Source organism: Spirulina major PCC 6313, assembly GCF_001890765.1.
GTDB lineage: Bacteria > Cyanobacteriota > Cyanobacteriia > Cyanobacteriales > Spirulinaceae > Spirulina > Spirulina major.
On sequence record NZ_KV878783.1, the window covers coordinates 4,497,642 to 4,520,975 of the forward strand.

At 54.3% G+C, this 23,334-nt stretch carries 15 protein-coding genes; 6 read left to right on the forward strand and 9 right to left on the reverse strand.

All coding sequences use genetic code 11. The annotated features are described in order from the left end of the window. Positions 1–58 precede the first annotated feature (58 nt). The 7 genes from SPI6313_RS19975 to SPI6313_RS20005 all read right to left on the reverse strand — a co-directional run bounded on the left by SPI6313_RS19975 (position 59) and on the right by SPI6313_RS20005 (position 8,398). Positions 59–1,303: a glycosyltransferase family 4 protein gene (locus tag SPI6313_RS19975; RefSeq protein ID WP_072622572.1), complete on the reverse strand. Its 1,245-nt coding sequence runs from the start codon at positions 1,301–1,303 to the stop codon at positions 59–61. Beyond that, positions 1,272–2,690, reverse strand: a complete 1,419-nt coding sequence (wzy, locus tag SPI6313_RS19980) for an O-antigen polysaccharide polymerase Wzy (protein WP_072622573.1) — start codon at positions 2,688–2,690, stop codon at positions 1,272–1,274. Before wzy ends, SPI6313_RS19975 begins: the two co-directional genes overlap by 32 nt. Before the next feature lie 150 nt (positions 2,691–2,840). After that, a complete protein-coding gene (locus tag SPI6313_RS19985; RefSeq protein ID WP_072622574.1) occupies positions 2,841–3,854 on the reverse strand; it encodes a glycosyltransferase family 4 protein in 1,014 nt (337 codons plus the stop codon). A 235-nt stretch (positions 3,855–4,089) separates the two neighbouring features. After that, complete coding sequence (locus SPI6313_RS19990; RefSeq protein ID WP_072622575.1) at positions 4,090–4,395, reverse strand: hypothetical protein; 306 nt, start codon at positions 4,393–4,395, stop codon at positions 4,090–4,092. Between the two features lie 152 nt (positions 4,396–4,547). Further along, positions 4,548–5,177 carry a DUF4340 domain-containing protein gene (locus SPI6313_RS19995; protein WP_072622576.1) on the reverse strand — a complete coding sequence of 210 codons (630 nt, stop codon included), beginning with the start codon at positions 5,175–5,177 and terminating at the stop codon, positions 4,548–4,550. Positions 5,178–5,274: 97 nt separating this feature from the next. Then, on the reverse strand, positions 5,275–6,258 hold the full coding sequence (locus SPI6313_RS20000) for an aspartate carbamoyltransferase catalytic subunit (protein WP_072622577.1): 984 nt from the start codon (positions 6,256–6,258) through the stop codon (positions 5,275–5,277). Positions 6,259–6,349: 91 nt separating this feature from the next. After that, positions 6,350–8,398, reverse strand: coding sequence for an ATP-binding protein (locus SPI6313_RS20005; protein WP_175551193.1), 2,049 nt, complete (start codon positions 8,396–8,398; stop codon positions 6,350–6,352). Between the two features lie 482 nt (positions 8,399–8,880). Here SPI6313_RS20005 and SPI6313_RS20010 point away from each other — a divergent pair, with 482 nt between their 5' ends. From SPI6313_RS20010 to SPI6313_RS20030, 5 genes are all read left to right on the forward strand, one after another. Next, positions 8,881–10,167: a tRNA nucleotidyltransferase/poly(A) polymerase-related protein gene (locus tag SPI6313_RS20010; protein ID WP_072622579.1), complete on the forward strand. Its 1,287-nt coding sequence runs from the start codon at positions 8,881–8,883 to the stop codon at positions 10,165–10,167. A 45-nt stretch (positions 10,168–10,212) separates the two neighbouring features. Then, positions 10,213–10,548 carry a hypothetical protein gene (locus tag SPI6313_RS20015; RefSeq protein ID WP_072622580.1) on the forward strand — a complete coding sequence of 112 codons (336 nt, stop codon included), beginning with the start codon at positions 10,213–10,215 and terminating at the stop codon, positions 10,546–10,548. Between the two features lie 847 nt (positions 10,549–11,395). Then, positions 11,396–16,075 (forward strand): CHAT domain-containing protein, encoded by a 4,680-nt coding sequence (locus tag SPI6313_RS20020; RefSeq protein WP_084669126.1) that lies wholly within the window; start codon positions 11,396–11,398, stop codon positions 16,073–16,075. Between the two features lie 285 nt (positions 16,076–16,360). Next, entirely contained in the window at positions 16,361–17,101 is a 741-nt protein-coding gene (locus SPI6313_RS20025; RefSeq protein WP_072622582.1) for a DUF928 domain-containing protein, read from the forward strand. Between the two features lie 31 nt (positions 17,102–17,132). Then, positions 17,133–18,932 carry a CHASE2 domain-containing protein gene (locus SPI6313_RS20030; RefSeq protein ID WP_072622583.1) on the forward strand — a complete coding sequence of 600 codons (1,800 nt, stop codon included), beginning with the start codon at positions 17,133–17,135 and terminating at the stop codon, positions 18,930–18,932. A gap of 35 nt (positions 18,933–18,967) precedes the next feature. Here the strand turns inward: SPI6313_RS20030 and murJ are convergent, their stop codons facing one another. Beyond that, positions 18,968–20,566: a murein biosynthesis integral membrane protein MurJ gene (gene murJ, locus SPI6313_RS20035; RefSeq protein WP_072622584.1), complete on the reverse strand. Its 1,599-nt coding sequence runs from the start codon at positions 20,564–20,566 to the stop codon at positions 18,968–18,970. A 347-nt stretch (positions 20,567–20,913) separates the two neighbouring features. Here murJ and SPI6313_RS20040 point away from each other — a divergent pair, with 347 nt between their 5' ends. Next, entirely contained in the window at positions 20,914–22,353 is a 1,440-nt protein-coding gene (locus SPI6313_RS20040) for an ATP-binding protein (RefSeq protein ID WP_139276713.1), read from the forward strand. On the opposite strand, the gene SPI6313_RS20045 is transcribed toward SPI6313_RS20040, so the two are convergent. Continuing rightward, positions 22,350–23,324 (reverse strand): DNA polymerase III subunit delta', encoded by a 975-nt coding sequence (locus SPI6313_RS20045; RefSeq protein WP_072622586.1) that lies wholly within the window; start codon positions 23,322–23,324, stop codon positions 22,350–22,352. The two genes, SPI6313_RS20040 and SPI6313_RS20045, sit on opposite strands and share 4 nt — an antisense overlap. Positions 23,325–23,334 lie beyond the last annotated feature (10 nt).

The window sequence follows — 23,334 nt, forward strand, 5'->3', positions numbered from 1 at the left end:
AGGGACACAATTGTGTGTCCCTTTTTCATGGCCCATTGTGACAGAATAAATGGGAGATTTACGATCTTTTTGGCAGGGTAAGGGTGTGGGTAATCACTGTTTTTAAGCGGGTGCGATAGCGTTCCCAGGTGTAGATTTCAGCACGACGGCGGGCGGCGCGACCCATGGCGGCTAATTCGTCGGGATGCTCAACGCACCATTGCAGACGAGATGCGATCGCCTCAGCATCACCGGCCGGAATGAGCCAGCCTTCAACGCCATCGGTGAGGATGTCCGCCGCGCCGGAATTGGGGGTGGTGATGATTGGCAAACCGCAGGCCATGGCTTCGAGGAGGACGAGGGCGAGACCTTCGATCAAGGAAGGCAGGACGAAAACGCTGGCGCGGTGGTAGTGGTGGATCAGGTGGTGATGGGGGATGGAGGGGTGGTAGGTGAAGCGATCGCGCTCCGGATCGAGCCAACCGGGAGGGAATTCGTTAATCCCGACGAGGTGCAGTTCCGCCGCGAGGGGTTGGAGCGATCGCCACCCTTGGATGAGGTGGTGAACCCCTTTGCGCGGGCCGACCCGACCAACAAAGAGAATCCGAACCGGGCGATCGCGCTGGGGGGATGGATAGAGATAATCCACCGGCGCACCAAAGGGAACGACGCTCACCCGGTCAGGGTCAATCCCGGTGGGGGCAAGGGATTGCTTCACTTGGGTAGAGGGGACGATGATGCGATCGGCGTGGTGCAACTCGAAATCCTTGCGGGCCAGTTTAGCGGCGGGTTCATGGAGAGAAAGCAGGGCGGGGGCAAGTTCGGGGAAGCGGTCCGCCTCGGCCTGTTGAATCTGTTGGCTGCGGCGATAGTAGACAATGGGCAGATCATAAAAGCAGGTGAGACCGAGGGAAGCGGCGATCGCAAACATCGCCGCCGCCCCATCTTCATAGGCATAGACCCCCGCCCAGCGGTGCAGATGGTGCCGCGCCACCGCCCGATCCACCCCCCGATAGACCCAATCCGTCAGCCGTTGGGGATTGTAACCACAGCGTTGGGGCAGCCCCGTGCGCAGGAGCAGGAGGCGAAGAATTTCGCGAGTCGGGTAGGGATAAAGCGGCACACCCGGCGGCGCGATCCAGGTGCGGCGGCTGAGTTCCTGGGCGAGGGCGGGGGCACGGTGGCTTAACGATTTGGCCCAGGGGCGATCAGGATTGTAGGCGAGGCTGGTGGCGATCGCCCCCAACTCCCCCAATTCCGCCAAGGCTTGGGCCGCCTGTCGCGCAAAAGGATTACCCGTAGGATGAATCAGACCAATCGGCATAGTGTTGTTGCTGCTCGTACCATAACTGTTGCTCTCGCCAATTCTCCACCCGTTCCAACCACGGCAACATAAAAATAAACCCGGTGTAAAACCAGTAATACAACGAGAACGTATTATGAAACACCATTTGACTGATAAATAAAATCAAGTGAATCAACGTTCCAGCCAAGGCTAAATCCCGCAAAAATCGCCGTTTTAACGCAAAAAAAGTCAGCAATAATGCACCAATGATCGCCACACGCATCCCATACCAAAACATAAAACCGATCGGGCCCAACTCCAGCGCCACCCGTCCCATTTCCGGTTCTAATTCCACCGGCAGCGGACTCCCCGCCGCCAACCCTAACGCCCCTCGCAACGACAGCCCCCCCACATGGGTGGCCCCCGCCCCATAGCCATCTAATCCCGTCAAACTCACTAAATCAAAGGGCCCCACAAAACCCAGAAAAATCCGACTCCCTAAATCTGAGTTAGAGGCAACCCGCGCCCAAAAAGATTCCACCACCTGCCGAAAGCCAAACCAAAAAATCGGCCCCGCCACTAATACAAAGGGAATTAAGCGACCCGTCCAGATCAACAGATTTTCTGGTTTGTTAATCGCCCGCATCCCAAAATAGCCGATTAAAAATAAAATCGCGGTGATCACAGGGGTGCGTGAACCCGTCATAAAACTATTGAGCATGAGGAGGAAAACGGTGCAATATAAAATCAGTTGCCAGCGACGTGATTTAGGAACCGAGAGCAACGGGATGATCAGACCAAAACAGGATGAAAGATAACCTTGGTAACTATTGAGATAGGAGAATGTGCCAGTAATGCGGACATTGAAAGATCCCCCAAAGCCAAAGGTAGCGATCGGCTCATTTCGCCCTGGAATGTATTGATTGATCGGGCTATCAATGGGGCTAAAAAATTGCACAATGCCGAGGATACCGACGGGAATAAAAACGGCAAGGTGATTGCGCAGAAAAATATACAGTTCTTCTTCCGATCGAAATAAGGTCGGCAGCATCCACAGCATGGGGATGTAGAACAGATAGGCTTTAACACCAAATAACCCGACAATGACTGATCCTAAGCGAGGATTGAAGGCTTGAAAAATACACCAACCAGAGGCGAGAAGAATCAGGATTGTAATGAAGTTGTTTTGGAGGGGATGGCGGGGTTCGTCGGGGTTGGGATAGAAGTAATAGCGGAGATAGGCCCCGAAAAGGACAAAGTCTTTGAGGAAGTAAAGGGCTTCACTGGCTTGAGGTAACACCCATTTTCGCAGTGCTCCATCAAAAATCAAGATGAAAAAGACGGATTTCACCGCTCGTCGCCAATCTCGAAATGAGACATAGATAATGATAGTTAAGACGATAAAGCCAATCAGCAACGTACCCAATGAAAAGTCCTCCCTGGTGAAAAGCAAGCCGTAGGATTCTAATGTTTGACTGACTTCTGGTGGGAAGAAAACAAGTCCAAGGGGTAGATGCGGCATAGTGGGGTTCCCATCAATTAAAGACCAGGATGTCAAATCAAATTAACCGTGATTTCACGATTTTATCGACTGGAGCGCCTTGAGGTAGCGGCGGGCTACGGTGTGGCGTTGGTGGGCGTGGAGGTGGGGGGGGATGTGGGGGTGGTAGTGGGTCCATGGGTCGGGATGGGTGAGGAGGGTGGTGAGGGCGGTGGCTAGAGCGGCGCGATCGCCGTTCGGAACTGTCACACCTCCAGGGCCGATCGCATCCTTTAATCCGCCATCTTCTGACCCCACCACGACGCAGCCACAGGCGAGGCCTTCGAGGGCAACGATGCCGAAGGGTTCGGGCCAGCGGGAGGGAACGACAAGGATGCGATGGCGATTGAGGTGGGCGGCGACGGCGGCGGGGGGAAGGGGGCCGGTGAAGGTGAGGCGATCGCTTAATCCTAATCGCTCGCCTTGGGCTGCGAGGGCGGCGCGATCGGGGCCGGAGCCGACGAGGGTTAACTGAGGGAAAAGTCCCGCTGGGGCTAAATCTGCGAGGGCATCGAGGAGGAGGTCTACGCCTTTGTCGGAGACGAACCGCCCGACAAAAATCAGGTCGCGATCGCGCCTCGCGGTGGGATCAATTTGAAAAATATCGTCGGCGTAGGGGTTGCCGATCACGATGGCGGGGCTGGGAAGATGGGCGGCGATCGCCTGACTAGCGGCAATGTTCACCGCAGCAAAGCGGGTGGCGAAGCGTTTCAGGTGGTCTTGCCAGGCGGTGCGGCCATTGGGGCGACGATACCAGGTTTGATGACTAATCGCCCAGGGTTTGCCCAGGAGCAGGATCGGCCCCAGCCCTTTTAAACTGACACAAATATGGACGACCCAATCCGCTTCCCCCACCAGTCGCCAGAGTTGGATCGCGCTTGGTTGGCGGACGACGGTGAAGGGGTACGATCGCGCCGCCGGATCGGGGGTGTGGCAAAGGACGGTGACGCTGTCCCCTAGGGCCGTCCATTCTGTTGCCAACATCTCGGCAACGGCTTCAACCCCTCCAACGCTGGGGCTAAATTGGGGTGAATAGATCAGAATCTTCAATCCTGGTGCTGGCCTCGGAGCGGTGGGTTTGGATCAGGCTAAGGATGCCCAGTTGCGGAACTATCTTCCTAGTGTATCTTGGATGCGATCGCCCCTTCCTGCCCACCGCCGCACTGCCTGCGCACCCACGCAAACCCCACACGATCTGAAAAAACGAGGAGCGATCGCCCCTCGTTTTTGAATCAATATTTAAGATTAAGGAGAGTTCAGATTGATCCCGACAACGGCTCGATCCTTAGCGTTTGATGGACTTCGCCATTTGGCGGAACATATCCATGGTGCTGTCTGAAGCCTTCCGGCGCGGGGTTTCTGACGGTGCAGAACTTGAGGGAGAGACTTCCGGAGTGAATGCCGTGGGCTGGGATTGATCGGCATCTCGCTTTTCCATGGAGTTGATCTCTGTACTGATTTCAAACCCGCCGCCGTTGCCTTTGCTTTTGGGGAATTTGTGGGTGACTTTGTTGGGAGTTCGCATATATTCGATGTCGCCGAAGGTTTTCGCGTCATCGGGATCGAGGAAAAAAGCGCCTTTTTTTGCCATGGTTCCAAGGGTGAGAGATATATTGCAATTGATTACGAGTTATTAATAATTCTAATGTATTTTGTGAAAAAATGTAACGAAAGATGTTGTGATCTCAAAAACATCGGGCTTGCTGTGGTCTAAAAAGCCCGGTACAAGCACCATACAGAGGGTCAAGAGGCTAAATCTTCGGTGCGATCGCGATCAATCCATTCTGAGAGGTCGCGAGCGATCGCATAACGTAGCTCAATCGGCGCTAAGAATACCGTGATTGATGCCGGTGGTTCCGTTGCTGCGGTGCTGTCGTCCATGGCTTGAAAGGGATCATCCGTGCGGCGATAGACATAGATCGACTGTTCATCAAAACTCAACTGCCCCAACACCAGCACCGTCGGCACGATTTCCCCGCGACGATCGACGGTAATCGCAGCCATCGGTTCACCGAGGCCGTATTCTCCTAAATCCTCTGGGGCAACGTCGAGTTGCTGTTGACGCTGACCCTCGGTGAGGATGTTGGTTAAAAACGAAACCGTGGCGGCGTTGGCGATCGCCCGTTCCGGCTCCGTCATCCGCCAGAGATTTTGCGTCCGGGACTGCTGTAGGACGATGCGCTCATCCGGCGTAGTCACAATAATGCGACGAATTTGGGCGACCTCTAAGGCCGGCACAAGGCGCGATCGCGCCGCGTCCTGTCGCCGTTGTTGCTGAGGGATGACCCCCTCAACCACATACACCACGCCACCCAAAACCAAAGCCGTCAGCAACAATGCCCAAGTCGTGCGGGAAAAATGCAGAGAAAACACAATGATTTTATTGATCTCAGTGAATCTAGTTCAGAACTCAGCGACCCTTAGCACCCTCGATACTTAGCCCTGGGGGGACGACTCTCCTTGGTACAGGCTAGGCGGGTTGATTATCCCCCCCCAAAGCATAGAGGATCGCCATCCGCACCGCTACCCCGCTGGTCACCTGCTGCGACACTAAACTCACGGCGGGATCATCCATCACCTCCGAACTCAACTCCACGCCCCGATTCACCGGGCCCGGATGGAGCACTTTCACCGTGGGGCGGCAGAGTTGGAGGCGATCGCGCGTAATCCCATAGACACGGTGATATTCCCGCACCGTTGGTAACAGATGCTGCGCCATCCGTTCCCGCTGCAACCGGAGCGCCATCACAAAATCCGCATCCCGTAACGCCGGTTCTAGATCCCAATGCACCTGCACCGGAGCCAACCGCGCAAACCCTTGGGGTAACAACGTCGGCGGCCCAGCGAGATGCACCTCCGCCCCCGCTGCGGTCAAGCTCCACACATTCGATCGCGCCACCCGCGAATGGAGAATATCCCCGACGATCGCCACCTTTTTCCCCGCGAGTAACTTTAATCGCGGCGTTTCTTCGTCCAGCGTCGTGCAGAGGGTGAACAGATCGAGCAACCCTTGGGACGGGTGTTCGTGTTGACCATCGCCCGCATTGAGCACCCGCACCCCGGATTGGATGCGGTCGAGTTCGGTGGCGATCGCCTGGGGCACACCGGCCTGCTGATGGCGAATCACCATAATATTTGCCCCCATGGCCAGATAGGTTTTCGCCGTATCGAGGATCGTTTCGCCTTTGGTGAGGGAGGACGTACCGGGCGCAAAATTGAGAATATCCGCCGAAAGCCGTTTCGCCGCCAGTTCAAAACTGCTGCGGGTGCGGGTCGAGGGTTCAAAAAATAAATTCGCCACCACCTGGCCCTGCAAGGCGGGGACTTTTTTCGTCCGTCCGGCCAAAACAGCACGAAAGCTCGCCGCCGTCTGGAGGATGGCATCGTATTCTGAGGCAGTAAAATCAGCTAAACCGAGGACATGGCGGCGTGTCCAAACTAACGTAGCGGGCATAACAGGCGAAAAAAGGGGCAACGCTAACCTATCACCCTTTTGGGGTCACTGTCTGCGATAGGGTGCTCGGATTGCGATCGCCCATCCTCAACTAAGGACAGCGGGGAATCTCAATCAAAAACTCCGATCCCTGTCCTGGTGTGGAGTGGCAGCATAGTCGCCCCTGATGCCGTTCGGTGATGATTTGATAGCTAATCGACAGGCCCAGACCCGTCCCTTTGCCCACGGGTTTGGTGGTGAAAAAGGGGTCAAACAAGCGGGTTTGGATCGTGGGGTCAATGCCGGGGCCATTGTCCGTAATGCGAACGCGAATCCAATCTGCGGCGGTGTGTTCGGTGTGGATCGTAATCTGACTGGGGGCATCGGGGTTGAACTGGGTGCGATCGCGCTCCTGCAACGCATCCACCGCATTACTGAGAATATTCATAAACACCTGATTCATCTGGCCGCCATAGCAATACACCGGCGGTAGTTCGCCATACTCTTTGGTAATCACCACCTCCGGCCGGTGGCCCAAGGCCTTGAATTGATTGCTGAGAATCAACAAGGTACTATCTAACCCTTGATGGAGATCCACCGGCTTCACCCCGGCTTCGTCCATGTGGGAGAAGACTTTCAGAGATTGAACAAGCTGTTGAATGCGGGACGTGCCCATGGTGATCGACTCCACCAGTTTCGGCAGATCGCTGCGGACAAATTCGATCTCGCAGCGATCGCGTTCCGCTTGGATTGCGGGGGTGGGGTTGGGGTATTGGGTTTGGTAGGTTTGGAGCAGGTTGAGGAGATCGGTGGTGTAGTCCCTGAGGTAGGACAGATTGCCATGGATGAAGTTGATCGGGTTATTGATTTCATGGGCAACCCCCGCCACCAGTTGCCCCAAACTGGACATTTTTTCCGTTTGGATCAGTTGGGTTTGGGTATTTTGGAGCTTGCGGAGCATTTTACGGAGGTTGAGGGCTTGGCGTTTGAGTTTGGCTTCGGAACGTTGGCGATCGCGAATATCCCGCCCCATCATCGCCAACCCCAAGGATTCCCCCGTCTCCGGGTTGTCGATCATAAACACCATCAAATCCATAGCGATCGCTCGCCCCGTCTGAAAATGCCGAAACCGAAACTCTCCTTCCCATGATCCCGACTGCATCACCGTCTGCATCACGTCAGTTTGATAGGATTGAAGATCCTCCGGAAACAGGAAATCGCTCAGATGCAGCGTCGTCGCCTCCTCCAAATTTGGCAACCCCACCAACCGTAACCCCGCCTCATTCAAAAAGAGAATATCCCCCTCTTTATGGGCGACACTGATCAACTCCGAGCTATTTTCCACCAACACCGCCAAGCGTTGCCGTTCGGCTTGGATTTTCTTGCGGTGGGTAATGTCCGTCGTGATTCCCAAAAAGCCCACCACATCACCGTGATCATTGCGAATCACATCCGCCCGCAGCAAACATTGTCGCAACCGACCCCGACAGGACCGCTGCTCCACTTCCCCAATCCACGATCGCCCCTGCTTTAATGTGATCAACACCTCTTGATACACCGCCGGATCAGAAAACAGGGCCCCTAGCCCCCCTGCGGCCCGTAACTCCGCCACACTCAAGCAGTCAAACAACCGACAAAACGCCGCATTTTGATAGCTCGGCTCTCCTTGCAGGTTGGTAATGGCGATCGCATGGCTGCTACTTTCCACCGCGTATTTATAACAGAGCAACGCTTCTTCCGTCGCCCGCTTTTCCTGGAGTAGCTGCAATTCCGCTTCCTTCACGGGGGTGATATTCATTAACACCCCGTCCCAAAGAATATCTCCATTGGGCAATAATTCCGGCTGCGACGAACCATAGACCCAGCGCACCTGACCACTGGGCAGCCGTAACCGTCCTTGCCAGTGCCACGGTTCGAGGGTCGCTTCGGATTCGTTAAAGGTGGCGATGAAACTGGCGCGATCGCTGGTGTGAATCGCATTGATCAACACCTGGGGATCGGCTTCGATGCGATGGGGCGCGATCCCATATACCGATTCACAACTAGGACTCACGTAGGGAAACCGCACAGTTCCGTCTCGCTGCTTTAAACATTGATACACCACCCCTGGAATATTGGCTGCAATGCGCTGGAAGGGGTTGGGTGATGAGGGTGATGTCAAAACGGATGTTGTGGATGAGTTTGATAAAGGTGTCATTCAGCTTTAAATCGGTAAAAACGGCAAATACTAACGGATGTGATTTAAAAAAGCGGGATCAAAAAAAGGGGTTAAATAAAAAGGAGCAACAGATCGATGGGACGTAAGCACGCCGTAATGGGCGTTAGACCTGCGATCAACCGCAGAAACTTCATGAACTTAGAGAATATCGTCATCGGTATAACGGCGGAATAATCCACTCCCGACGCGGCATGACCTCATTTTGTTCATGGAAATTCATAAAAATCCTGGCGTTTTCTGCTTATTATCCGGCTGCTTTTCATGAATTGTAATTTTCTCTTCAAAATTGTTAATTGTAAATTACAAAAATTAACGAGCACGGCAATGGATCGATTGTCCCAGACAGAATGACGATCTGCCTCCGAAACTCGCCCCAATAACGGCGGTACACTGGAATGGATTAGTCCTGCATCTAGGGATTGCTGATGACCACCCTCGATCTTTCTGTGATTGCCCTGGCTCCGGGACAATTGCCCTTTCGTTTGGAGCATTTACCGCCGCCGGTTTATTTTGTGGGCGGTACGGTGCGGGATGCGTTGTTGCAGCGACAACGGCCGGATTTTGATGTGGATTGTGTGGTTCCGAGGGACGCGATCGCCACCGCGCGATCGCTGGCGGATGCCTACGAAGCCGGGTTTGTGGTGCTCGATGCCGAGCGACAGATTGCGCGGGTGGTGTTTCCCAACGGTACCGTGGACATTGCCCAAATGGTGGGGGACAGCCTCGAAACGGATTTACAGCGGCGAGATTTTCGGATCAATGCGATCGCCTACGACCCCCACGCCCAAGAACTCTTCGACCCCCTCGATGGCATTGCTGACCTCGAAGCGGGTGTGATTCGCATGGTGGCCAAGGCCAATCTGCGCGACGATCCCCTGCGCATTCTTCGCGCCTACCGTCAGGCCGCCCAGTTGAACTTCACGATCAAGCCCAAAACCCGCGCCGCTCTCCGCAAATATGCCCCCCAACTCACCACCGTGGCCGGGGAACGGGTACAGGCTGAGTTAAACATCCTCCTGTCCACAGCTCACGGTGCGGACGGGATCGAGGCAGCGGATCATGATGGTGTGCTGCACCTGTGGCTGCCGATGATTACCCCAGCGGCGATCGCTCATTTGCGGCAAGTGGAGCAAGTGGCGTGGCTGTTGGGGAAAATTTGGGATGAGTTTTCGACGGAATTAACCGCCTCAGTTACCCCCACGGCCCTCTCGCGCCTCAGCTTGGCAAAATTAGCCTGTTTACTGGCTCCCGCACCTGAGGCGATCGCGCCCACCTTAGCCGCCTTAAAATATTCTCGCCTCGAAACCCGCGCCGTCGAAACCGCCCTCCGCCATCTCCCGCCCCTACTGGGCTTGGCGGATCAAGAGATGAGTTTGGCCGAGCAATATTTTCTCTTTCAGTCCGTGGGGGATGTATTTCCGATCGCCGTCGTCTTGGCTGTAGCGATCGCCTCCTCCCAGGATATTCTCCGGGAAACCCGCGCCGTGGGGATTATCGCCCCGTTGGTGAATGCCTATCTTGACCCCAATAGCCAAGTGGCGCACCCGACTCCGCTGGTTTCGGGAACGGATCTGATTAAACATCTGTCATTATCTCCATCCCCCCAAGTCGGAACCCTACTGACTCAAATTCAGCTTGCCCGCTTGGAGGGCACAGTGACCACAGCCCAAGAAGCGATCGCCTTCGCCAAGGCCCAGCTTCCCTCCCTGTAAGTCCTGGTCTTTTCATTCCATCCAACCCAGTTCAGTTTAAAAATCATGGTTTACTCCCTTCGCCTCGCCTCCCTCTCCCTCGCCGCAGGTCTCACCCTGCTCCTCGGTGGTCTCAACACCCCTGCGATCGCCAATGGTCGCACCGCCGCCGATTGGTCAGACACGGAAAAACAAGGCTTCTTAAACGGGTGTCAATCCCGCGCTAATCCGCCCGGTGTCTCGGAGCAACAACTCCCCGCCTACTGTCAATGTGTCCTCAATGCCCTCGTCCGTAACGCCGTCCCCCTCAGCGACATTAACGCCATCCGCACCAACCCCAACCCCCGCGAATGGTCGCCCGACGTGCGCCAAGCCATGGTAAGCTGCCTCCCCCGCCGTTAAGCAGCACCCAAAAAAAGGGGTGCAATCACAGCAAGCGTCCATTAAGAACAAGAACTGGATTACACCCCTTGGGAACACGAGTGGTTTGTGTTGGGTGATTGGTGATGACTCTTCTAAGATCGCCGATATCCCAGGCGAGTGACAAGATCACTCCCGTTCAACCTAGAACTGAGAGTCAGTGATCCTAAACTGATCTTGCGATTTTAAAAAATATAGAGTAAACAAAAAACAATTTAATCAGCCCAGATCAGGCGGTTTTGTTCCCTTAGATCTGGGCTGTTTTGTATTTTAAGCGTTGAAAATTTGGCTCTCTTCAAGCTGCCGCCCTCACCCTAAATCCCTCTCCCAAGCAGGGAGAGGGACTTTGAATCCGGCTCCCCTTCGCCCTTTTTGGGAGAAGGGGCTGGGGGATGAGGGCAGATAAAGCAGTCAGTGGTAAAAGTGGGATGCTCCCCCTAACACAAGGGCAATGGGGTCAATTAACGTGCAGTCTGGATCAGTGAAAAGCCTGGCTTCTCAGTTCACTAGAACTATGATTTTTTCGTGAAACTGTTGGAAACATTGCCTTACCCGAAACTCACGTCGATTATGATTGAGGGATGTAAGCTCTAGTGCCGCGTCAAGGAATAGTTTTAGGAGACTTGTAGGGTGCTGTTAGCGAAGCGTAACGCACCGTCACGTTGAACTTCAGACCTTCACTAGATGAGCAATGGCGATTTACGAATGTTTCACCGTAACGTCTTACCCAGTGTAGGGAAAATAGTTGGGAGAGGGTCACCTCCTGGTTTGATTAAATGGCGCGATCGCCACCAAAACTATCAGGGTCTGTTTCAACAATCCACTCGCTATGAAAACGCCATCTACACCATGGTTCATGTTCGGGATCATGAGCGCCGCAATGATTGTGGCAGGACAAAGCACGACCCAGGCGCAATCCATCATCGCCAACCCAGACAACACCGGCACCACCATCATTCAAAACGGCCAAACCTATCACATTCAGGGGGGACAACAGGCCGGCGCCAACCTGTTCCACTCCTTCCAAACCCTGGGGTTAACCAGTGGCGAAATTGCGAATTTCCTCAGTAATCCGAGCATTATGAATATCTTTGGGCGGATCACTGGGGGTGATCCGTCGATGATTAATGGGTTGCTGCAAGTGACGGGGGCAAACTCGAATTTATACCTGATGAATCCGGCGGGGTTTGTGTTTGGGAATGAGGCGCGGCTGAATGTGGGCGGGGATTTCTTTGCGACGACGGCGGATCGGATTGGGTTTAATGGGGGGGCGTTTAATGCGTTTGGGGAGAATGATTATACGACGTTAATCGGTGCGCCGAATCAATTTTTGTTTTTGCAGGAGAATCCCAGCGCGATCATTAATACGGGTGTTTTAAGCAGTCAAAATGCGGTGCATCTATCGGGGGGAACTGTGCTGAATGAAGGGCGCATTTCTGCTGCGGTGGTGACATTGGCGGCGATTCCGGGGACGAGTTGGGTGAATCTATCGCAGCCGGGGTTGTTGTTAAGTTTGGATCTGCCCAGTAGCGCGATCGCCCCCTCGCAACCCCTCAACCCCCTCACCCTTCCGGCATTATTAACTGGAGCCGTCACTAATGAAGGCAGCATCCAAGGCGACAGGGTGGATCTCTACGGAGCCACGGGAGTTACTACCGCCAGCCCGGATGATGTGCAGGGTGAAACGCGGGTGATTCGCTGGAGTGAAACTGGGGAAAACCCTAGCCAAGCGGTGTTTATTGATGGCCGGGTGAGCAGTCCGGAAACGCTGCTATTCGGTGGCGCGGCGGGAACCGTGACCCAACTGGTGAATGGGGATGAAAATGGCGTGACGGCGGTGGGTGAGGGTTTGGGTGCGATCGCTGCCTCCGTGGGTGAGTTGGAGTCGGTGGCGATTGTGGCGGAGGGGAATGTGGGGACTGTGTGGCTGGGCAATCAATGGTTAAAACCGGAGAATTTCAGCGATTATGGAGCAAATTTAGCCACCTGGGGCGATGCTCTCACAGATAATGGTGATCTCTTGCTCTATGGCAGTGGGACAGTGTCGGGCGGCATGGGGATGACCTGGCTCAATCAAGGGGCGATCGCAACGGGGGCGGATGTGGCAGCCTCGGTAGACGCGACGGGACACGCCACCTTAAACGGCAATTGGACTCTAGAAGCGCAAACCGGAACCATCGAGGCCGCGAATCCCTTCACGACCGCCACCCTCAGTAATTGGGAACACACATTATCGGCATTAACCGTCACCGATACGGCGGATACGGTGGCCAATGATGGAGAATTGACGCTGCGGGAGGCGATTTTAGCGGCGAATACCGGGGGCGCGATCGCAGGTCAACAGGGCAATGCAGGAACGGACAAAATCCGGTTTGATACCACCGGAACCTTCGCCACGCCCCAAACGATTACCCTCCAGTCTGATCTCGACACGATTACCGAAGATTTAGTGATTACGGGGCCAGGTGAAGATCAATTAGCCATTGATGGTGATGGTGTTGTGAGCAACATTTTCAATGCCGAGACCCCAAACTTCACGGTGGAACAATTGACGTTGCAAAACGCAGCGACAGGAATTTACCACAGCAGCCCGACGGGTGAATTGACGGTTAACCATGTGACGATTACGGATATGGGGTCTAGGGGGATTGAGCGTGATGTGAGGGTTCCGTCTGCTTCAGATAGCATCTTTAATCCTAGTTACGACACACGGGTAACGGTCAATCATGCTACCCTCCGCAACGCGGGGATTCTCAGCGATGCCGCCATCATGGAAATCCATGACACCCAAATCACTGGGAATTCGCTTGGTATTCATCATGTTCCTTGGTTTGGTATGCCCATGCCCCCTCCCCAGGGTCGCCCTAAACCTGTTGACGAGATCGCCCGTTTGCACATTACCGATTCCGCGATCGCGAATCTTACGGGTCGTAGTTTGCGTTCGGCCGTTAGGTCTGGCCGAGGGGATGTGATCATTGAACGCACCACGATCGCGGATATCCCACTCTTCGCCTCCGGTTCAGCTTTGAGGATAGATCATCGCGATCGCAACAATGACCCCGCCCAAGTCATCATTAACGATTCCCTCATCGCTCGCAATTCCGGCTCCATTGACGCCAGTGGCATGACGATTCGGGGAACTGCACCGATGGCGGTCACCCTCGCACGGACAGAATTTGTGGATAACGAGGGGGGGACATTGCAGTTGAGGTCGGGTCAGACGAGGCAGGGTGTGGATGATATCTATATCTCGAATGGTAATGCGTCCTTTGCAATTACGGATTCCGTGGGGGATGTCAACCTCGATATGGGCGGCGCTGCCGAGGAGTTCAAGATTAATAGTCGGGGGGCAATTAATCTGAGTAGTTCGTTAGTGGTGCAGGGGGATTTAAGCCTCATTGCCGAGGGAGACATCAACACCAGCAGCTTAACAACCACCAGGTTTGGCGAGGATGGGGGTGATGTGACGCTCATTAGTCGGCAGGGCAGCATTAACACCACCAGTAATGGATCGGTGGGCGCGATTTATACCCGGTCGTTGTTGGGCAATGGCGGACAGGTGACGCTACAGGCGGCAGGGGAGATTGTCACGGGCGCGATTAACACCGAAGCCCAAGCCGGAGCCGGGGGACGAGTCACGCTCCAGAGTGACGACACCATTCGCATTGATGGCACGGTGGAAAGTTCGTTTGTGGATTTTCCGGCGAGTATTTCCACCGCTGGCGCAACCCAAGGCGGCACTATCACGATCCGCCACGGGGGGCAGGGCATCATTCCCTTTATTGTCGGCGATGCTCGTGTGAATGGCACCAGCGACGCGATCGCCGCTGGCAGTGGCTTTACCGTCGCGACCACCCAACGGTTTCTCCTAGAACATCGTCAACCGGGCATCCTGATCACCCCTGGGCTGATTAATACACCGCTTGATCCGGTTAACACCAACGCTTTGAATGTGATCAGCGGATCTGATCCTGTGCGTTCCCTGAACCCCATCGACTTTACGGTTAACGCCGACGTTTGGGGGTTCATTGCCGGAGCTAACCCGGTGCGCCCCCTGAACATCTTCGACTTTGTGCATTCAATGGCTCGTCAAATGGGAGCCACAGTCACGAATGTATCCTATGGCGATCAGCAACATTCTTCAGAAGTCGGTGAAGGTGAAAGCATCCTACTTTCAATCACTGAAAATGTAGTAGATGCTTGGCTCAGGGTGAATGGACTCGCCGTGCAAATTGAGGAAAAAGGGGTAAACCAACCAAACCTAGGGCAAGTGGATCAGTTGATGAGTGATAGTTTTAAGGCCCTACTGGGGAACGAGTCTTTGGAAGGCGAGTCTTTGGATGACGAGTCAGCGGTGAGTGAAGAGGACGCGAGTAGCGACGAGGATGACGACACGAATTCCGTTGCCAACATTCGCGAAATCTTCCAGCGCATCACCGCCCAAACCGGAACCGTGCCCGCCCTGGTCTATGCCATCAGTCAGCCGGATTTTTTAGAATTAATCGTCATCACCCCTGATAATCAACTGCGCCGCGTCGTGGTTCCTGAAGGCGATCGCGCCACCCTCCGCCGCACCATCGCCCAGTTCCGCCGCGCCATCCAAGACAAAACCGACGACTATCTAATCCCCGCGCAACAACTCTATGATTGGCTGATTCGCCCCATTGAAGCCACCATTGATGCCCTCGATGTGGATAATCTCGTCTTCTCCATGGGCGAAGACTTGCGAGCGTTGCCGTTGGCGGCGTTGCATGATGGCGATCGCTTCTTAATTGAAAAGTACAGCATCGGTCAAATTCCCAGCTTGAGCCTCACGAATAGTGATTATCAGCCGCTTCATGATGCCAGCGTCTTAAGCATGGGGGCCTCAGAATTTAAAACATTGGAACCCTTACCCGCTGTTCCGGCTGAACTTGCGATCGTGCAAGCGATAAAACCCAGTGTCACGTATCTCAATGCAGAGTTTACCTGGGATAATCTCTATCGCGAAAGCAATCAACGACAGTTTGAAATTGTCCATCTCGCCACCCATGCCGAATTTCAACGCGGCTCCGCCACCAATGCCTATATTCAACTCTGGGGTGATGAGCGGATCACCCTCAAAAGCTTGCGCGAATTGGACTGGCACGACGCGCCCCAAGTGGAATTATTGGTGTTGAGTGCCTGTTTAACGGCGTTGGGAGATTCCCAAGCAGAATTAGGATTTGCCGGACTAGCCGTACAAGCCGGGGTTAAATCTGTGTTAGCGAGTTTGTGGCAAATTTCTGATGTGGGAACCTTGCAACTCATGCATGGCTTTTATGAACACCTACACAATCCGCAGATCACCACCAAGGCCGAGGCCCTGCGTCAAGCACAATTAGCCATGATTCGCGGCGACTTTGACCCGCTCAATCGTCAGGACATTCGGGCAACATTAACACCAGAAATGCAAATTGATCTTCAATCTTCAGCCCTCAGCCATCCCTATTATTGGAGTAGCTTTCTTTTGGTCGGCAGTCCGTGGTAAAAATGGCAGATCATTAGGACTAATGGCGGGATTGAAGGGTTGAGTTTATAATTTGAGTGATGCTAAAAAATGTATGAAAAAATATTACTAATTGTTGCATTCAGAATGCCATAACCTCCGCTTGGTTAGAGTCAATTAAGGGGAATCAATTAATATAGCGGATTGCGAAAAGATGAGAACGCGACTTCCCCCTTTAAAAGGGGGATTGAGGGGGATCTTTGTACCGCAATTTTATGAAAACCGCTATATTCCAGATCAAACGTTTTAATCTCTCCCTTGGAAATCATGTTTTTTTCACTCCTACGTCCCTTGATTCAACAGCATCCCCAACGAGTTCTGGGGATTATCTCTGTTCTGCTGATGAGTACGGCGGTTCCGGCGATCGCCAAACCCGAATCCGCCCCCGAAAACCAAGGCGGCACAGGACAGCCCACCACCTCCCGCACTGTCAGCGGTGGCACGCGGAGCGAAACCCTCCTCGCCTGTGCTGCGGTTGATGCTGGGTCTTCGAGGGCGGCGTTTGTCCCGTTGATGCCTGAAAATGGCACGATCGCCACCCAAGCCGAACGGGTCAATCTCTACATCTACATCCCAGCGGGGAGCGATCGCCCTGGACGGTTAACCCTGCGCGATCGCGCCACCAATACCCTCATTTTTGCCCAACCCGTCAGCAGCCTCAGTGGCGGCACGATCATGCGCTTTGTCCTACCGAATACCGTCCAACTCACCACCTCCGAAACCCCGGAACAGGGCTACAGTTGGGAACTTCAGGTCTATTGTGATGAGTTTAATGACGAAAAAGATGTGCGCGTGACGGGGGAGATTCATCGTCTTTTACGTGAGAATGCGATCGCCCCCCCCATCCTGTGGCACGAAACCCTCGAAGCCGCTTACGCCCAACGGGAGAGCAACCCGGAACCGTGGCAGCAAATTCTCGCCGCCCATGCGATCGCCCCCAACAGTGCCATTCATAACTATGCATGGGATGCTACCGTAGCTACAGACCCTCTCCTTGCAGACAAATAGTCTTAAGTCGCTACCGAATTCACGATTCATTTTGAAAACAATTCGTGGCCTAGTCACTCAGTATCCTGGCTTTTGTGTTGCCACCATTCTCGCCACTGGACTCGTCCTCAGCCTGCGCTATGTGGGCTTGTTGCAACCTTTAGAATGGGCAGCCTACGATACTTTTTTGCAAACCATAACCCCCACTCGCTCCCACCTCGACGATCGCATCAAACTCGTCACCATTGACGAAGCTGATCTACAAGCCAACGGCCAAGCCCTCATTTCCGATCGCGCCCTCGCCACCGCCCTGCGCCGCCTCGCGGCCCAACAGCCCCGCGTCATCGGCCTCGACCTCTATCGCGACTTACCCGTCCCCCCCGGTCATCCCGAACTCAAAACCGCGTTGCGCGACATTCCCAACATCGTCGGCATCCAAAAAATTGGTCAACCCACCATCGCCCCGCCGCCCATCTTAGCCGCCGATGGTCGCGCCAAGGCCAGTGATTTTTCACTCGATGGTGACAATCGTATCCGGCGGGCCTATCTCTTTTTACAAGATGCCAAGAATCAACCCATATCCGGTTTTGCCGCCTATTTGGCCCTGTGGTTTTTAGAAGACGAAAAAAATATCAAATTCACAAAGTTATCTCCCGATCGCTGGCAACTCGGCGCGGCCACATTTCAGCGATTCAAGGCCTTTGATGGGGGGTATGTTCGTGCCAATGCGGAAGGATTTCAATTTTTAATTGACTATCAAAACCCCGTTCATCCCTTTGAAACGATCCCGTTACGTGAGGTATTAGCAGGAAATTTACCGGATGATTGGGGGCGCGATCGCATTATTTTAATCGGCACAACCGCCGAAAGCATGAATGATCTGTTTGCCACTCCCTTTAGTGAGTTCGGTAATACAAGTACACCAAAATTAATGGCTGGGGTTGAAATTCATGCCCGGATTATTGCCCAACTCTTAGATGTTGCCCAGGGAACCCGCCACCTCAGAAAAACCAGCCCGGAATCACTGGAAATTCTTTGGATTATGCTCTGGTCATGGCTGGGAGCGAATTTCATCGGGCCCTATACTCGCAAAAGTACGATGCGAACAACCTGTACCCCTCAGCAACAAGTCCAGCTTTTAGGGGGTGAAGTTGTCATCATTGGTGCTTGGCTAACTCTCCTAATTGGTTTTAGTTATGGTGCATTTGTCGGGGGATTTTGGATTCCGGTGGTGCCACCGCTGATCGGTTTTTTAGGGGCTGGATTAGGGAGTTTAATTCACACGGCCAATCAGGTCAAAACATTACGCATTCAAAATCAATTATTAGAAAATTTGGCGAAGGTTGATTCCCTCACTCAAGTCGCCAATCGACGTTCATTGGACGATTATTTAAAAATCCATTGGCAACAGGCACAACAACAACAGCATCAGATTGCTGTGATCCTCTGTGATCTTGATTATTTCAAGCAATATAACGACACCTATGGCCACTCTGCTGGAGACGATTGCCTCCAGCAATTTGCTCAGGTTTTGTCGCGCCTTGTCCCGAATCACATCGGTTTAGCGGCTCGCTATGGTGGGGAAGAATTTGCGATCGTGTTGCCCTATGGGTCACGTTCAGACGTGGAGACCCTCACCACCCAAATTCATCAGCACACCCGACAGTTAGCGATCGCTCATTCTGCCTCTGGGGTCAGTAAAACGGTGACGGTGAGCATTGGGGTGAGCCACGACATTCCCACGCCGAAAGATGATCTCCAGGAGTTTATCAATCGCGCCGATTGCGCTCTCTACCACGCGAAAAAACAGGGGCGCGATCGCACCGTCTTTTTTACGAACACCTTAGCTTAAGCTGGGTTTCAAGGGTGATGCATCGTGGATGACTGTTACGAGCGGCGGCGGAATTTTTGGGTGAGGCGGGTTTGGAGCATTTTGAGTTCGGGGAGGCGGAGTTGCATGGCGGAGGTGGTGAAAATGACGAGGGCGACGAGGGTTCCGAGGCTCAATTGTAAAACCACTACGGCGATGTTTTGGGTGTCGAAGAAGCGATCGCACAATCGACTCACCCCCCAACTGCCGAACCCCGCCAGCGTCGCGCTGCCCATCAATCCCAACAATAAGAGACCCCATTCCACCAACGGCAACCCCCGCAACCGTCGATGTAAAATCCCAATAAACAGCGCCATTGAAACGATATTCACCCCGATCGTCGCCATCACTAACCCCGGCGTTTGGAACGCATTCACCAAGAAATAATCCAACACCCCATTGAGCAGAATATTAAACACACTGATCCGAAACGGCGTTTCTCCGTCCCCCAGGGCATAAAAGACCCGCACCAACACATCCCGCCCCAAGTAGAAAAACATCCCCACCCCATAGGCCATCAACACCGGAACCACCAACCGCGAGGCTTGGGCATCAAAGGCAAACCGTTCGTAAATGATCCGCACGATGGGCCCGGCTTGGGCGATAAAAATAGCCGTCAAGGGCAGCATGGTTAAGGCGGTGAGGAGCAGGCCTTGGCGGATGCGGATTTTGAGGTCGTCCCACTGTTCCGGGGCGGTGAGGCGGGAGAATACGGGCAACATCGGCACAAGGATCATGTTCGACAAAATCCCCACCGGAGTCAGGACAATGAAGTTGGCGTAGCGCATCGCGGCGGCGGCTCCGGCGATCGCAGAGGCAAAATACAAGTCCGTGTAGACGTTGATGTGCAACATCCCCGATGAGAGGGTCGCCGGGCCCATGACTTTCATCACGTCGCTCACACCGGGAATGCGCCAATTGAAGCGGAGGCGGAGGGTGCCGAGGTTCGATTGCCATTGGGCGATCAGTTGGGCGAGCCATTGCAGCAGGCCGCCTGCGAGGGTTCCCCCAGCGAGGACGAGGCCGCCCAGTTGAGCAAATTCTGGGGCATTGACGCGATCGCCCAATTGCCAAATCAAAAACCCCACCCCGCCGATAATCGTCACGCTCGAAAACAGGGGGCTAACACTGGGGAGCCAATATTGATCGGCGGCGTTGAGGGTTCCAAAGCCGATGCCGATCAAGCCCGCCAACATCGCCAGCGGGGCCATGATCCGCAGTTGCAGGACGGCCATGGCGCGGGTGGTGTCATCGAGACCGGGGGCCAGCACATCGATGCAGGGGCCTGCACCGAGGATCAGGCCGACGGTGACGAGAAGCAGAATGGCGGTGACGAGGGTGGTGACGGTTTCGACGATGGGGGCGGCTTCGGATTTGTCGCGCTTGGCGAGGACGCTGACGAGGGCACTGTGGAAGGGGCCATTAATGCCGCCAAGAAGGATGAGGAGAAAGCCGGGGATCACGTAGGCGTAGGCGTAGGCGTTGACGACGGGGCCAACTCCAAAGGCGGCGGCGATCGCTTGTTCACGCACCAGGCCGAAGACTTTACTAATCAGGGTGGCGATCGCGACGATCCCTGCAATCCCGGCAAGGGAACGAGAAGGTTTTGGCTTCATGGATGACTACGATGTTGAAACCGCATGATGAAAAATCTTTTGTATCTAAACATACAGCCCCTAGCGTGGAATCATTGATGGCGTTTTAAAAACAAAGTAGAACAAAGTAGAACAAATTATTTGTCTAGAGTGAATCATTCTATAGTGATTCCGCTAAGCTGGGAATATATTCAGCCATTGACGACTTTCTACGTCAAAATCCTCTCAATCTACCACTACGCAACGCTAAATATCAGCCTTCGGGGCCGGGTGCATGCTTCTGAATCAATTGTCTTTCAGATCTTTACTCCACTACCTATGTTTATTCGGCTGTTTATCGCCTTGGTCTCGCATCCGGCTGAGTTCCATTGACCCAATACCTTGATATGCACCAAAAAGCCTGTGTTCGTGAAATCCATGCCGCTGTAATTAATATCAGCGGTCGTCAACGGATGCTCTCCCAACGGGCTGCCCTCTATGCCACACGCTATGTCTATAGCCATGACACGGCATTCCGAGATGAGTTGATCCACATCATCGCCAAGATGGAGGCGGCTCATCAGGGCCTGCTGCGGGGCGATGCTGATTTGAAGTTGCAGGGTGAACTGTCGATGGCGATGCAATGTATCTACTTCCAAGCTCCCTGGCAGTTGAATGACCAAGTGCGGGACTTTATCCAGGCGGGTCGTCAGTTAGCGATCGCCCCCCTCGCCAGCCTTACCCCCGATTGTGACGATTTAACCCGCATCCAAACCGCAGCAGACGGGCCCCTCTTGGCCGCTCTCGATGCAGCGGTGAGCCAATATCAACAGGAAGCCGAGGCGCAAATTCAAGACCTCGATCAGCAACAGCAGCGGCTCTTTAGCGAGGTGCAAACCGCCCACTTCCACACCAAAGCCAAAGCCAAAGCCCTCCAAGAGGCCCTCGATCAACTGCAATCGGCCCAAACCCAACTCCTCCACGCCGAAAAAATGTCTAGCCTGGGCCATTTAATGGCTGGCATTGCCCATGAAATTAACAACCCCCTCAACTTCATCCATGGCAATCTTAACTATGCCAAAGAGTATTTAGGGGATCTTTGCCTCGCCTTGCAGTTTTATCAAACCCACGCGCCCCAATTCACGGCACAAATCCAAGAAACCTTTGATGATTTGGAGTTTGTCCAAGAGGATTTCGCTAAACTGTTGCAATCGATGCAGATTGGCAGTGGTCGCCTCAAGGAAATTGTGTTGGGGCTGCGGAATTTTGCGCGATCGGATGAGTTGATTCTCGAATCCGTTCCCCTCCGGGATGGGATTGAGAGTACCCTGATGATTCTGGGCCATCGCTTGAAAGCCCAGGGCAATCGTAAACAGATTCAAATTCAGCGGCATTATCCCCCGAAACCGATGCAAATTAAGTGTTTCACGGGTAAGCTCAATCAGGTGTTTATGAACCTGTTGAGTAATGCGATCGATGCGTTAGAACAGGCGGCGGATCATAAACCATCGGATTGGCAGCCGCAGATTACGATCGCAGTCATGATTGGGAAGGGCGATCGCGCTGAAATCATCATTCGCGACAATGGTACAGGAATTCCCGAATCGATTCAAAACCAGATCATCACTCCCTTTTTCACCACTAAACCCATCGGCAAAGGCACAGGATTAGGCCTCTCCATTAGCCATCAAATCATCGTGGACTACCATCAGGGCACATTCCAATGGTCATCGATTCCCGGTGAAGGAACGGAATTTCACATCACGATTCCGCTGCACTTGACGGACACCGCCACGCTCAATAACCGGACTCTCTTCGCTCAAACTTAACCAGGGGTTTCCCCAGGGGACAGCAGGGCAATCATCAGGCATTCCCAAGCGAGGCGGGGCTGTCCGTAGCCGAGAAGGGCGCGGCGGGTGGCTTCAAAGGCGGCGAGGGGTTCCGGGTCGTGGTGTTGCTGCCAATGTTCTTGCTGCCAATAGTCGAGGAACCACAGTTGAGTTTCAGGCTCTAGATCGCTGGCGAGGGTTTTGGCCCGCAGGAGGGCATTGGTGACAGTGGTGGGGGGATGACGGATCAGGTTGAGGAGTTCCGGGGCGAGGGTTTGCCGTTGTTCCCAGGCGAGGAGGGCGGCTCCGGGGCTGCCTTGGGCGATCGCTAACAACGCCTCATCGGCGATCAGGTCATCAATATCTGCCTGTTCCTGACGACGGAGCACCTCGGTTAAATCCGCCCGCGACAGGCGATAAAAGGGAATCCGCTGACACCGTGACACCAGCGTGGCGAGGAGATTTTCCGGACTGGGGGCGATCAGGATTAACGTGGCTTGGCCCGGTTCTTCGAGGGTTTTAAGTAGGGCATTGGCGGGGCCTTCGGCCATGGTGTGGGCCGCTTCAATCACCACCACCGATCGCGAGGCTTCTAAGGGTGGGCGGGCGAGGAAGTGGGTGATCTCCCGGATTTGCTCGATGCGAATTTGGGGCGGGGTTTTCCGTTTGACCCCGGCGGCGGCGGCTTCGGCGGGGGAGAGGAGTTTGCCTTGGTGTTGATAGGTGGGGGAGACCCAGAGGAAATCGGGGTGATTTTGCTCTCGGACTTTGCGCTCAATGGCCAGGGCACGTTCCGGGGGACGGTGGTGGCTCAGGAGCAGGGTGGCGAAGCCTTGGGCGGCACGGCGACGGCCAACCCCGGCGGGGCCCGCAAAGAGGTAGGCGGGGGCGATGCGATCGCAAGCGATCGCCCGCTCCAACAGTTCCACCGCCGCCCCCTGGCCCACTAACTCCGCAAAGGGTTCTAACATCCCTCAGCGC